Below are 13757 nucleotides of genomic sequence, written 5' to 3' on the forward strand. Positions count from 1 at the left end.
AGAAATCAGACTCAATCAGACAAAGAAGGTGGCGTGTCTGTTTTTGACACGCCACCAGACGAAACCGATCGTTTCACACTTTCTTTACCTGTCAATCACTTTGTCGGCACCCCCAACAGCTCCACCTCGGCCAGCCTGACCTCGCCGTTCGCGCTCTCCAGGCGGTAGTGGCCGTACCGTCCGGGGGCCCGGACGGAGAAGACCCGGGTCTGCCGGTCCCAGGCGAAGGACTCGCCCGTGCGCCGGTCGACCTCAGTCCACGTTCCGCCGTCCGCCGACCCCTTGAGCACCCAGCCGTCCGGGGCCTTCGCCCGGTCGGCCGAGGTCAGCGTGTAGGAGGTCACCCGGGACCCTTCGGGCACCCGCAGGGGCGCGGTGGTGAAGGACGTCTCCGTGGCGGAGGTGTCGTCCGTCAGCGCCGAACCGCTCGACGTGGTCAGATCGGCGGGGGGAGTGGGCACCTTGTCGTCACGGCTGATGGAGGACGGTCCCGCGTCCTTGCCGCTGCCCCATGCGGAGGGCTTCGGCCCCATCGTGAATTCCAGCGTCGCCCCGCCCGCGAGCACGGAGTGCGGGAGCGCGGTGGAGTTCCACGCCTTGCCGTCGACCCGCAGGCCCTGGACGTACACGGCGCGGGCGCTGTTGCCCGGGGCCTTCACCACCAGGTCGCGGCCGTTCTCCAGATGGACCGTGGCCTTGGTGAAGAGCGGTGAGCCGACCGCGTACTCACCGGCGCCCATCACCAAGGGGTAGAAGCCGAGCGCGCTGAAGACGTACCAGGCCGACATCTCGCCGTTGTCCTCGTCGCCCGGATACCCCTGGCCGATCTCACTGCCGAGGTAGAGCCGGGACATGGCCTCGCGGACCTTGGCCTGGGTCTTCCACGGCTGCCCCGCCGCGTCGTAGGTGTAGGCGATGTGGTGCGAGACCTGGTTGCTGTGGCCGTACATGCCCATGCGGACGTCCCGGGCCTCGGTCATCTCGTGGATGATGCCGCCGTACGAGCCGGCGAAATCCGCTGTCCCCGTCTCGGGCGTGGTGAAGTAGGCGTCCAGCTTCTTCGCCAGGCCGCTCCGGCCGCCGTAGAGGGCGGCCAGCCCCCTGGTGTCCTGCGGGGCGGTGAAGGCGAAGTTCCAGCCGTTGGTCTCGGTGTAGTCGTGGCCCCAGACGCGCGGGTCGTAGGCGTCGGGCGACAGCCGCCAGGCCCCGCCGTCGTCCTTGCCCTGGAAGAAGCCGACGTCGGGATCGAAGAGCTTCACGTAGTTCTGGGCGCGCCCCAGGAAGTAGACGGCCTCCTCCTTGTAGCGGGCCCGGTGGGTCCTGGCATAGAGCGCCTCGCCCATCTTCGCGAGCCCGAAGTCGTTGAGGTAGCCCTCCAGTGCCCAGGACACACCCTCGTGGGTCTTCGTGCTCGTGTAGCCGAGGAAGACGGAGGTGTTCATGCCCTTGCGGCCGACACCGGAGTGGGGCGGCGCCACGGTCGCGTTCTTGAGCGCGGCCTCGTACGCCGCCTCGGCGTCGAGACCGATGCCCTTGACGTACGCGTCGGCGAAGGCGACGTCCGAGCTGGTGCCGGTCATCAGGTCGGCGTAGCCGGGGGAGGACCAGCGGGAGATCCAGCCGCCGTCCTTGTACTGCTGGACGAACCCGTCGGCCAGCTTCGCGGCGCTCTTGGGCGTCAGCAGGGAGTAGGCGGGCCAGGTAGTGCGGTAGGTGTCCCAGAAGCCGTTGTTGACGTACACCTCGCCGTCGACGATCTTCGCGCCGGTGCGGGTCGGGGTGTTCTCGCCGGCCGCGGGGGAGAAGGGGCTGGCGTAGCGGGGCCGCGGCCGGGCCCTGGTACCGGTGTTCTCGAAGCCGGAGTTGGGATACAGGTAGAGCCGGTAGAGATTGGAGTAGAGCGTGGTGAGCTGGTCGTGGCTCGCGCCCTCGACCTCCACGCGGCCGAGGATCGCCTCCCATGCGGCGCGGGCGCGGTCGCGGACCCCGGTGAAGGAGGAGCCGGCCGGGATCTCCTGTTCGAGGTTGGCCTTCGCCTGGTCGACGCCGATCAGGGAGGTCGCCAGGCGCAGCGTCACGGCCTTGTCCTTGCCCGGCCGGAAGCGCAGATATCCGGTGACGTCGCCGCCCGCGCCGCCACGAGGGCGGCCGCTCGCGGTCACGGGCGCGTCGAAGACGCCGTAGACGAAGAGCCGTCCGGCGCCGGTGGACAGCCCGCTCCTGACGTCGGAATAGCCGGTGATGACTCCGTGCTCGGGATCGAGCGTCAGACCGCCCTGGTTGGTGACGTTGTCAAGGATGACGCCGGCGTTCTCCCCCGGAAAGGTGAACCGCATCATCGCCGCGTGGTCGCTGGGGGCGATCTCGGCCTTGAGGCCGTTGTCGAAGGTGACGCCGTAGTAGTGCGGCCTGGCCGTCTCGTTGGTGTGCCGAAAGGGCAGGGCGCGGGCCGTGCGGGAGGCGTCGGGGATCCCGGCGGCGGTGGAGGGCATCACCTGGAAGGTCTGCCGGTCACCCATCCAGGGGCTCGGCTCGTGACTGGCGCTGAAGGCCTGGATGGTGGGGCGGTTGTCGGCGTTGTTGGTGGCGGCGTACTGGTAGAGCCAGGTCATGGAGCCCGCGTTGGTCACGGGGGTCCAGAAATTGAAGCCATGGGGTACGGCGGTGGCGGGAAAGGTGTTGCCCCGCGAGAAATTCGAGCTGGAATGGGTGCCGCGCGTGGTGACGGCGTAGTCCGCCAGATGGGCCTGTGGTTTCTCGGCCGGGGCGGGCGCGATCGAGATGTCGTCCACCCAGCCGCGGAATTTGGCGGGCCCCACCGGCGAGTCGTAGGCGACGAGCACCCGGTCGACGGTCTTGCCCGCGGCGACCGCGCCGATCAGCGCTGTCTTGTTGTTCCACTGGTTGACGTACAGCGTCTTGGAATCGGCCTGCCCCCGTGGCGTCAGCCGCGCGCCGTGCTGGTCGACGGCGCCGAGGTCGCTGAGATAGGTGCCGTCGGTGAAGGCGAGGTCGAGCGAGACATGGGTGGCGGGATAGCGGGCATCCGCCTCGGGCATCGAGGGGAAGACCTTGTACGCCAAGCGGGTCCTCGGCGTCACCCTGGTGTGGACGTCGAAGACCTTGTTGTACGAATATCCGCGGCCGGTCGCCTGGTGGGTGCCGCCGTAGCGCAGGGCCTGGGTGCCCGTGAAGCCGACGTTGGCCTTCGCCGTGGGAGAGCCCGTCGGGCCGCGGTCGGTGTGGCTGCGCATGTCGGAGGCGGGCGGAGGGCCGGTGTCCGCCGTCGCGAGCTGCACCTCGGCCAGTTGGGTGACCGCGTCTCCGTTGTTGTGGGCTATGTCCAGCCGGTAGTGCCGGTAGGAGACGGTGCCGTTGAGGGAGAACTCCCGGGTCTGGAAGCGCTTTTCGAAACTCTGGCCCTCGCGGGCGTCCAGGACGGTCCAGTGCGATCCGTCGTCGGAGCCCTTGAGCGTCCAGTCCCGGGGGTCCCGGCCGGGCGCGTCATTGGCGGAGGTCAGCGCGTAGCGGACGGCCTTGACCGGTTCGGACAGCGTGAATTCCAGCCAGGCGGCCCTGTCGAAGGTGAGCCATTTGGTGGCGCTCTCGCCGTCGACGACGTTCTCCTTGACCTCTCCCGCCTCGGCGTTCTCGCCGCTGGCCCGGACGCCGGTCACCTTGTCGGTGGCATTGCCGGGGATCCCGGTGGTGTCGTTGCCGTCCACCCCGGCGGACCTCTTCCGGCCACCCGGGCCGGTCTCGACGGTATTGCGCCAATCGGGCTGCGGTTCACCCTTTTCGAAGGAGGAAGCGAACTCGTCGTCAGGAGCCTTGCCCCGAACGGCGGAAGCGCTTTCGGCCCACCCTTGGGTGCCCTGAGCGGTCGTCAGCAGTACGGTGGCCACGAGGAGGGCGGTGGGACGGGCACAGCTACGCCATCGGTGTCTGAATCTCTGTCGCATCTCATGCCTCTCGACGAAACTGACAACGTTGTCGCTCGAGTCGCGCAGAGTTAAGTAGGGCGTGAGACACCAGTGGTGTCAAGGCTTTTGAGGTTGGTGTCGGCGTATGTCGGCGAGGTCTCAACTCGGGAAAGACTGGTCGTCAAAGCTGCTTTCGATCTTGCCCAGTTGATGGGGAGTGGACTATACCTGTCGGCGTCCGAGGCGACGGTTCGGCGCCGCGGCGGACCCGGGAGGCAGCGGCGGACGACCAAGCCGTGGGAACATCACCGATCCCGGACGCACACCCAGCACACACCAAGCTTCAACTGACCCGCGGTGTCGGGCCCTTCGTCGATGGCGAGTTCGCAAGGGGAAGACCGGTACACCGCCTGAGTCCTGGAGAAGGCGAGGACTTGAGCATGGGATCCACCTCGGAATTCGGCCGTCGCGATCTGATCAAACGAGCGGCGGCCATCGGTCTGATCGCGGTGCCGTCGATGAGCGTGCTGAGCGCCTGCGCGAGCGGCGGCGACAGCGGCGACTCCAACCAGGTCGACAAGGGCGAGAAGAGCGCCACGAACCCGCTCGCCATCAATGAGGGCGCGCCGCTCGACGTCGTCATCTTCGACGGCGGCTTCGGCCAGCAGTACGCGAAGGACGCCGAGGCCGAATACGGCAAGGCATTCCCGGGCAGCAAGGTGAGCCACTCCGCCACCCAGAAGATCCAGTCCACGCTCCAGCCGCGCTTCAACGGCGGCACCCCGCCGGACCTCATCGACAATTCCGGCGCCGAGCAGATGGACATGGGCACCCTCGTCGGAAAGAAGCAGCTCACCGACCTCAATGCCCTCCTCGACGCACCCTCCGTCGACGACCCCAAGAAGAAGGTCCGCGACACGCTGCGCCCGGGCGTCGTGGAGATGGGCCAGTTCGACGGCCAGGAGACCTGGATCCTCTATTACGCCTACACGGTCTACGGCGTCTGGTATTCGAAGACCAATCTGGGCAAGCTCGACGCGCAGTACCCCGAGACCTGGGACGAGATGCTCGCGGTCTGCGAGAAGGCGAAGAAGAAGGGCATCGCCGGCTGGACGTACGCGGGCAAGCACCCGTACTACCTGCCGTTCAGCCTCTACCCCTTCATCGCCAAGATCGGCGGCAAGGAGGTGCTCGACAAGATCGACAACCTGGAGCCGAACGCCTGGAAGGACCCGGCCGTCAAGTCCGCCTTCGAGGCGTACTACGAGCTGTACAAGAAGGGCTACATCCTCAAGGGCACCCCGGGTCTGACCCATATCGAGTCGCAGACCGCCTGGAACGAGGGCAAGGCGCTGTTCCTCCCGAACGGCTCCTGGGTGGAGAACGAGTCGAAGAAGACCACCCCGAAGGACTTCCGGATGGCCGTCGGCGCCCCCTCCAGCCTCGACAAGAGCGACAAGCTGCCCTTCGGGACCATCTGGGCCTCCGGCGGCGAGCCCTTCATCGTGCCGAAGAACGCGAAGAACCCGCGCGGCGGCATGGAACTGCTCCGCATCATGCTGAGCAAGAAGTCCTCGCAGAACTTCATCAAGCAGGTCTCCTCGCTCACCTCCCTCAACGGCGGCACCGAGGGTCTGGCCCTGCCGTCCGGTCTGGCGTCCTCGCAGGAGGCGCTCACCAAGGCCGGCCAGAACGTCGTCAACCCGCGTATCCAGGACTGGTACGTCGCCCTCCAGAAGGAGAAGATCGGCGTGGCGGCGATCGGCGAACTGATGGCCGGCCGGGCCACCCCCGACGAGGCGATCGCCAAGATCCAGCGGTTCGCCGACGACACCGCCAAGGACGCCTCCGTCAAGAAGTACCGGCACAAGTGAGCTCGCGTCACCAGCGGCGGCACCCGCGCGAAGAGATCGGGGTCGAAAGTCATGCAGCACGGTAAGTACCGCTTCATCGCCGGATTCCTGGCCCTGCCGCTGGCGATCTACGGTGTCTTCGTCATCTCGCCGTTCGTCCAGGCCATCTACTACTCCTTCACGGACTGGACGGGACTCAGTCCCGACTTCAAGATGGTCGGCTTCCAGAACTACCAGCGCCTCTGGGACGACGAGGTCTTCTGGAAATCCGTGGGGCACAACGTCCTGCTGCTGCTGGTGCTCCCGCTGGTGACGCTCGGGCTCGGGCTGTTCTTCGCGTTCATGCTCAATGTCGGCGGCCGGCGCAGGAAGAACGCGGCGATCGCCGGGGTCCGCGGTTCGAGCGTCTACAAGGTCGTCTACTTCTTCCCGCAGGTGCTCTCGATCGCGATCGTCGCACTGTTGTTCCAGTTCGCGTACAACCCCAACAGCGGCGCGCTCAATTCCTTCCTCCAGGCCATCGGCCTGGACTCCGTACAGCCGGACTGGCTCGGCGACCCACAGCTCGCGCTGTGGTGCGTCATGGCGGTCATGGTCTGGTGCAACGTCGGCTTCTACGTCGTCCTGTTCTCGGCGGGCATGAGCTCCATCCCGAAGGACTTCTACGAGGCGGCGCTGCTGGACGGCGCCAACCGCGTCCAGACGTTCTTCCGGATCACCCTGCCGCTGTTGTGGGACACGGTCCAGACCGGCTGGGTCTACATGGGCATCATGGCGCTCGACGCCTTCGCGGTCATCCAGATCATGACCGTCGGGCCGGGCGGCCCGGACTATTCCACCGAGGTCCTGGCCTACTACCTCTATACGAAGGCGTTCCGCGACGGACAGGCGGGATACGCCACCACGCTCGGCGTGGCGCTGCTCATCGTCACCATGATCTTCGCGGGCATCGTCATGAAGCTCGGCCGGCGCGAGCGGCTGGAGTACTGATGGCCCTCTCGACGGCCACGCGGCCGAAGCCGACCCCCCGCCCCACCGCCGAACCGGGAGTAGCACCGTGACCGCGCAAGCCGAGCCCTCGGACCTCCCCGACGTCCCGGAAGTCACCACGGCGGACCCCGCGCCCGGCCTGCCGGCGCAGCGCGGCGGGCCGGCGATCGACTCGCCGGGCGGGCGGCTCGGCAGCGAGGGCAGGGTCCTCAACGTCTTCTCGCACGGCGTCCTGGCCCTGTGGGCCCTGATGGTCACCCTGCCGCTGCTGTGGGCGGTGATGAGCGCCTTCAAGACCGACAAGGAGATCTTCACCTCGCCGTGGGCGCTGCCGACGAGCCTGCACTTCGACGCCTGGGGCCGCGCCTGGTCCCAGGCGCACATGAGTCAGTACTTCCTCAACTCGGTGATCGTCGTGGCCGGTTCGCTCTTCGGCACGATGCTGCTGGGCTCCATGGCGGCCTATGTGCTGGCCCGCTTCGCATTCCCCGGCAACCGCTTCGTCTACTTCCTGTTCGTGGGCGGGATGAGCTTCCCCATCATCCTGGCGCTGGTGCCGCTGTTCTTCGTCATGAAGAACATGCAGCTGCTCAACACCTACCCCGGGCTGATCCTCGTCTACATCGCCTACTCGCTGCCGTTCACGATCTTTTTCCTCAGCGGGTTCTTCAAAACGCTGCCCAGTTCGGTGGCCGAGGCGGCGATGATCGACGGGGCCTCGCACACCCGGACCTTCTTCCAGGTGATGCTTCCCATGGCCAAGCCGGGCCTGATCAGCGTCGGCATCTTCAACTTCCTCGGCCAGTGGAACCAGTACCTGCTGCCCACCGTGCTGAACGTCGGCGACGAGGACAAGAAGCTCCTTCCCCAGGGGCTGGTCGCCCTCGCCGTCAGCCAGGGCTACAAGGGCGACTGGTCGGGGCTCTTCGCGGGCCTGGTGATCGCCATGCTCCCGGTCCTCGCCGCGTACATCGTCTTCCAGCGCCAGGTCCAGGCCGGACTGACGGCGGGCGCGCTCAAGTAGCGGTCGTGGCCGCCGGGGCGACGGCGGCAGCCGCACGCACGCCGGAGGCGGCCCCACCAGGTCGTCTCCGGTCTTTGTTCAGCACAGGGTGAACCAGACCGCCTTGCCCCGGCCATGGGCCGCCGGGTAGACGCCCCAGGCCGTGGCGCAGGCGTCGATGAGGGTCAAGCCCCGCCCCGACTCGTCGTCGCAGCCGGCGCTGCGCCGGGCGGGCGCCTCGGGGCTGCTGTCGTGCACATCGACCCGCAGGGTCCGGGAGCGGCAGCTGAGGTCGACGGTCACCGGGGAGTTGGCGTGCACCACGCCGTTGGTGACCAGCTCCGTCGCCAGCAGGCAGGCGGTGTCGGCGAGGTCGAGCCGCCCGTGCCGTTGCAGTGCGAGCTGGAGCGAGCTGCGGATGAGGCTGATCATCCAGGGCTGCGCCGGGATCCGGAGTGTGTACCACCAGTCGGCGGTGGCCAGTTGGGGGTCCTCGCACATGTGCTGGGCTCCGTTCGTTCTATGGCTTGGACGGTGGCTGCGCGTGCATCGCATCGGTTGGCGTGCGTCGCCAATGCCGCAGAAGGCCCCAACTATCCGACAGTTGAACCCCGTCGCGGAGCTGCGCCAAGACAGGCGAGCGGAGGTTATGTCGGGCGAACATGCCGCAGAAGCGCTTGAGTGCGGACAAGCCAAGATCAGTCGGATTGGACCCCGAGGGAACCGGATTCGCCCATTCGGGCTACCCGGGCTACTCAAAGCCTATGGGGTGACTATGTGGAGGTCGGCGGGGTGCCGGTCGCTCCGGCCGGGGCGGGCCCGCTCCCGGCCCTGAGGGGCGGCGGGGCCCCGGGCGCCGTCGCACAGACCGTCCGTGACGGGCTTCACACGATCGCTCCGGGTGATCGAAGACGGGGGCCGGGCAGCGGGCACCGCCGCGGCGGGAGGGGTCCGGGCGCCGTGTCGCGGGCCCGATGGGCCGGGCCCGCGGGGCCCCGCCGCCCCCGCGGATCCGTACGATGTGGGCTCGATGTGGGCTCAAGTGGAGTCAAGGCCTTGACGGGATCTCACCCAGGCGGCTCAGCTTAGGGTTCACATGTTGTACGAAGAGCCGGGCTCCACTGCTGTGGTCCGGCCGAGGGCGCGGCGGTCGTGCCGGGCCCGCGAGGCGGGAGTGAATGGGCGTGGAGACTCCGGGGTCGCAGTCGTCACTGCACCGGGCCAACCTGGAGCGGGTCGTGCGCGCGGTGCGCATGGCGGGCTCGCTCACCCAGGCGGAGATCGCCCGGTCCACAGGGCTGTCGGCCGCCACGGTCTCCAATATCGTCCGGGAGCTGAAGGACGGCGGGACCGTCGATGTCACCCCCACGTCCTCCGGCGGGCGCCGGGCCCGCAGCGTGTCGCTGTCCGGGGACGCCGGCATTGTCGTCGGCGTCGACTTCGGGCACACCCATCTGCATGTCGCCATCGGGAACCTCGCCCATCGGGTACTGGCCGAGGAGGCCGAGCCGCTGGACGTGGACGCCTCCGCCGCCCAGGGCCTCGACCGGGCGGAAGCGCTGGTCAAGAGGCTGATCGCGGCGGCGGGAATCAGCCCGGAGAAGATCGTCGGAGTGGGTCTCGGGGTGCCGGGCCCGATCGATGTGGAGTCCGGGGTGCTGGGCTCGACGGCGATCCTGCCGGGCTGGGCGGGCACCAACCCGCGCGACGACCTCGCCGCCCGGCTCGGGGTGCCCGTGTACGTCGACAACGACGCCAACCTCGGTGCGCTCGGCGAGCTGGTCTGGGGCTCCGGCCGCGGGGCGGCGGACCTCGCGTACATCAAGGTCGCCAGCGGTGTCGGCGCGGGCCTGGTGATCAATGGGCAGATCTACCGGGGCCCCGGGGGCACGGCGGGCGAAATCGGACACATCACCCTGGACGAGTCCGGGCCGGTCTGCCGGTGCGGCAACCGCGGCTGTCTGGAAACGTTCACCGCCGCCCGCTATGTCCTGCCGTTGCTCCATTCGGCCCACGGCACCGATCTGACTGTTGCGCGGATGGTGCAGCTCGCGCGGGAGGGCGACCCGGGCTGCCGACGGGTGATCGCGGACGTCGGCCGGCATATCGGCAGCGGTGTGGCGAACCTGTGCAATCTGCTCAATCCCCGCCGAGTGGTGCTCGGCGGCGACCTCGCGGAGTCGGGTGAGCTGATCCTCGGGCCGATCCGCGAATCTGTCTCCCGGTACGCGATCCCCAGCGCCGCACGGCAGTTGGAGGTCGTGCCGGGTGCGCTGGGCGGCCGGGCCGAGGTGCTGGGCGCCATCGCGCTCGTGCTGAACGAAATGGGCGATTCGACGCTGTTGGACGAGAGCGTCCCGACGGACGCGCCCGCGCCCGCCTGACGGTCGTCACCGTTTCCCCGGGACGGTTCTTGAGTTCACGCAGATAACGAATGGCATCGTTGCCATCTCGTTAAGGATTTACTTCTTGACGGTGCCTTGGTGGCCGAGTTGACTTCCAGCCACCTCGGCCGCAACGAAGCGGCCTCGTCAGGGAGGTTTCTTCAGTGAACACGCATCTGCGTCGTGCCGCCGTCACCGTGGCCGCTGTTTCCATGGCCGCCGGACTCGCCGCCTGTGGCAGCGCCAAGGAATCGGGCAATGGCAGCGGTGAGAAGAAGGACAAGAAGGGGCCGCTCACCATCGGCCTCCTGCTGCCGGAGAACCAGACCGCGCGCTACGAGCGGTTCGACCACCCGCTGATCGAGAAGAAGATCAAGGAATTGGCGGGCCCGGACACCAAGGTTCTCTACGAGAACGCCAAGCAAGACGCCTCCGTCCAGCAGCAGCAGGTCGACACGATGATCACCAAGAAGGTCGACGCGCTGATCGTCGACGCGGTGGACGCGAAGTCGATAGCGGTTTCGGTGAAGAAGGCGAACGACAAGGGCATCCCCGTCGTCGCGTACGACCGCCTGGCCGAGGGCCCGATCAAGGCGTACACCTCCGTCGACAACGAGCGCGTCGGCAAGATCCAGGGTGAGTCCCTGCTCAAGGAGCTGGGCGACGACGCCGACAAGGGCGAGATCGTCATGATGAACGGCTCCGTCACCGACCCGAACGCCAAGATGTACAAGGACGGCGCCCACTCCGTCCTCGACGGCAAGGTCAAGGTCGGCAAGGAGTACGACACCAAGGAGTGGAAGCCGGAGAACGCCAACGAGAACATGAAGGGCGCCATCTCCTCGCTCGGCAAGGACAAGATCGTCGGTGTTTACTCCGCCAACGACGGCATGGCCGGCGGCATCATCACCGCACTGAAGAGCGCCGGATTCGACAAGCTCCCGCCCGTCACCGGCCAGGACGCCGAGCTTTCCGCCATTCAGCGGATTCTCGCCGACGAGCAGTTCATGAGCGTCTACAAGCCGTACAAGCCCGAGGCCGACGCCGCCGCCGAAATGGCCGTCGCCCTGGCGCAGGGCAAGAAGCTCGACTCGATCGCCAAGTCCACCGTCGACAGCGGCACCGAGAAGAAGATCCCCTCGATCATCGTCACCCCCTTCGCACTGACCAAGGGCGACATCGGGAAGTACGTCGGCAAGGAGGGCTTCTTCAACCTGGACGAGATCTGCACCGCCAAGTACAAGGCGCAGTGCGACGCGGCCGGACTGAAGTAAGCACAGCCCCCTTTCCGCTCTTTCTCTCCCCTTGTCCCCACTCCCGCCGGCCACGGCGAAGGAGATGATGCACGTGTCCGCTACGCCCGTGCTGGCGTTGCGCGGGATCTCCAAGCGGTTCGGTGCCGTCCAGGCGCTCACCGACGTAGAGCTCGAGATCCATCCCGGTGAGGTGGTCGCCCTGGTCGGCGACAACGGCGCCGGCAAGTCCACCCTCGTCAAGACGATCGCCGGAGTCGGCCCCGCCGACGAAGGCGTCATCGAATGGGAGGGCAGGCCCGTCACCGTCGACCGGCCGCACGCCGCCCAGGAGCTGGGCATCGCGACCGTCTACCAGGACCTCGCGCTCTGCGACAACCTCGATGTCGTCGGCAATCTCTTCCTCGGCCGCGAGATCGTGCGCGCCGGGGTGCTGGACGAGGTCGAGATGGAGCGCCGCGCCCGTGAGCTGCTCTCCACCCTCTCCATCCGGATCCCCAGTGTCCGGATCCCCATCGCCTCGCTCTCCGGCGGGCAGCGGCAGACCGTCGCCATCGCCCGCTCGCTGCTCGGCGAGCCCAAGGTCGTCATCCTCGACGAGCCCACGGCCGCGCTGGGCGTCGAGCAGACCGCGCAGGTCCTCGACCTGGTCGAGCGGCTGCGCGAGCGCGGCCTCGGGGTCATCCTCATCAGCCACAACATGGCCGACGTCAAGGCCGTGGCCGACCGGGTCGCGGTACTCCGCCTCGGCCGCAACAACGGCACCTTCGATGTGCGGGCCACCTCGCAGGAAGAGATCATCTCCGCCATCACCGGCGCCACGGACAACGCCGTGACCCGCCGCAAGGCGCGCACCGCGGAGGGCGAGAAGTGAGTACGAACCTGTCCAAGTCCGACGGCGCGGGGAACACTCCCGAGGACACGCGTCCCCAGGACGCGCCGCCGGCCGCCGAGGGCGCCGTGACCGCCGTGGACCCGCGACTGCTGGTCCGCGAGGAGGGCTTCGCGGGCTACTGGAGCGAGTTCCGCCGCAAGATGCGCAGCGGCGAGCTGGGCTCGCTGCCCGTGGTGGTCGGCCTGATCATCATCGGCCTCGTCTTCCAGCTCCAGGACTCGGCCTTCCTCGGCGCGGAGAACCTCTCCAACCTCTTCGTCACCGCCGCCGGCACCGGCCTGATCGCGGTCGGCATCGTCTTCGTGCTGATCCTGGGCGAGATCGACCTGTCGGTGGGTTCGGTGAGCGGACTGGCCGCCGCGGTCTTCGCCGTCCTCAACGTCAACAACGGCATGCCCGAGTGGCTCGCACTGGTCCTCGCGCTCCTCTCGGGCACCCTCGTCGGGGCGCTGCACGGGTTCTTCTTCGCCCGGATCGGCGTGCCCGCGTTCGTGGTGACACTGGCCGGTCTGCTCGGCTGGAACGGGCTGATGCTCGAGGTGCTCGGCTCCAACGGCACCATCAACCTGGACGACTCCGGGCTGGTCGCGGGGCTGACCAACCACTACTTCAGCGACGTCGCCGCCGGCTACGGGCTGGCGACGCTGAGCGTGGTCGCGTTCTTCACGCTGTCCTTCCTGGACGCGCGGCGACGCGAGGCGGCGGGCGTCCCCAGCCGTCCGCTCAGTGAGATCGTGCTGCGGACCGCCGCCATCGCGGTGCCCGCCTACGTGGTGGCCTGGCTGTTCAACGAGTACAAGGGCCTGCCGCTGGCCGTGGTGATCTTCCTCGGGGTCGTCGTCGCGCTCGACTTCGTGCTGCGCCGCACCCCGTACGGGCGGAAGGTCTTCGCCCTGGGTGGCAGCGTGGAGGCGGCCCGTCGCGCGGGCATCAACGTCTCCGCGATCCGGATCTCGGTCTTCGCGCTCTCGGGCACGATGGCGGCGCTGGGCGGGATGTTCCTCGCCTCCCAGATCAACGCGGCGAACCAGTCCTCCGGCGCCGGCAGCCTGCTGATGAACGCCATCGCGGCGGCCGTCATCGGTGGCACCAGCCTCTTCGGCGGCCGGGGCAAGACCTGGTCGGCGCTGCTCGGTGTGCTGGTGATCCAGTCGATCGCCTCCGGCATGGCACTGCTGGGCATCGCCTCCGCCGTCCAGTACATGATCACCGGCGCGGTGCTGCTGGCCGCCGTCGTGATCGACTCGGTCTCCCGCAAGACCCAGAAGACGGCCGGCCGGGCGTAGGGCCCCTCCGGCCGGTCTTCGGCTGCGGTGTGTCCTGCCGACGGCGGGCTGTCTTGCCGCCTGCGGGCCGTCTTGCCGCCTGCGGCGGCGGGCGCCCTGCGGGCGCGTTCTCCAAAATAGGAAGAGGGGGAGGTTGGGGGTGAGGGAAAGCAAAAACGCAGCGCGTGGTG

9 protein-coding genes are annotated in these 13757 nt (G+C 68.1%); 7 read left to right on the forward strand and 2 right to left on the reverse strand.

The features are described 5' to 3' along the window. Positions 1 to 95: 95 nt before the first annotated feature. Complete coding sequence (locus ACZ53N_RS00875; RefSeq protein ID WP_469138841.1) at positions 96 to 3962, reverse strand: GH92 family glycosyl hydrolase; 3867 nt, start codon at positions 3960 to 3962, stop codon at positions 96 to 98. 401 nt (positions 3963 to 4363) lie between these two features. Here ACZ53N_RS00875 and ngcE point away from each other — a divergent pair, with 401 nt between their 5' ends. The 3 genes from ngcE (at position 4364) to ACZ53N_RS00890 (ending at position 7790) form a co-directional block, all read left to right on the forward strand. Then, positions 4364 to 5797 (forward strand): N-acetylglucosamine/diacetylchitobiose ABC transporter substrate-binding protein, encoded by a 1434-nt coding sequence (gene ngcE / locus ACZ53N_RS00880; RefSeq protein ID WP_469138842.1) that lies wholly within the window; start codon positions 4364 to 4366, stop codon positions 5795 to 5797. Positions 5798 to 5848: 51 nt separating this feature from the next. Then, entirely contained in the window at positions 5849 to 6766 is a 918-nt protein-coding gene (locus ACZ53N_RS00885) for a carbohydrate ABC transporter permease (protein ID WP_469138843.1), read from the forward strand. A 139-nt stretch (positions 6767 to 6905) separates the two neighbouring features. Beyond that, the gene (locus tag ACZ53N_RS00890) at positions 6906 to 7790 is read left to right on the forward strand and encodes a carbohydrate ABC transporter permease (protein WP_469139028.1); all 885 of its coding nucleotides are present in this window, start codon (positions 6906 to 6908) and stop codon (positions 7788 to 7790) included. A 78-nt stretch (positions 7791 to 7868) separates the two neighbouring features. On the opposite strand, the gene ACZ53N_RS00895 is transcribed toward ACZ53N_RS00890, so the two are convergent. Beyond that, complete coding sequence (locus tag ACZ53N_RS00895; RefSeq protein ID WP_130881718.1) at positions 7869 to 8270, reverse strand: ATP-binding protein; 402 nt, start codon at positions 8268 to 8270, stop codon at positions 7869 to 7871. Between the two features lie 683 nt (positions 8271 to 8953). Between ACZ53N_RS00895 and ACZ53N_RS00900 the strand changes: the two genes are divergently transcribed. The 4 genes from ACZ53N_RS00900 to ACZ53N_RS00915 all read left to right on the forward strand — a co-directional run bounded on the left by ACZ53N_RS00900 (position 8954) and on the right by ACZ53N_RS00915 (position 13587). Then, complete coding sequence (locus tag ACZ53N_RS00900) at positions 8954 to 10153, forward strand: ROK family transcriptional regulator (RefSeq protein WP_469138844.1); 1200 nt, start codon at positions 8954 to 8956, stop codon at positions 10151 to 10153. Positions 10154 to 10317: 164 nt separating this feature from the next. Continuing rightward, a complete protein-coding gene (locus ACZ53N_RS00905) occupies positions 10318 to 11427 on the forward strand; it encodes a substrate-binding domain-containing protein (RefSeq protein ID WP_469138845.1) in 1110 nt (369 codons plus the stop codon). 64 nt (positions 11428 to 11491) lie between these two features. Next, the gene (locus ACZ53N_RS00910) at positions 11492 to 12280 is read left to right on the forward strand and encodes an ATP-binding cassette domain-containing protein (protein WP_466899081.1); all 789 of its coding nucleotides are present in this window, start codon (positions 11492 to 11494) and stop codon (positions 12278 to 12280) included. After that, complete coding sequence (locus ACZ53N_RS00915; RefSeq protein ID WP_469138846.1) at positions 12277 to 13587, forward strand: sugar ABC transporter permease; 1311 nt, start codon at positions 12277 to 12279, stop codon at positions 13585 to 13587. The genes ACZ53N_RS00910 and ACZ53N_RS00915 overlap by 4 nt, the downstream gene beginning before the upstream one ends. Positions 13588 to 13757: the final 170 nt, after the last annotated feature.

This window comes from Streptomyces sp. NPDC033229, assembly GCF_055576875.1.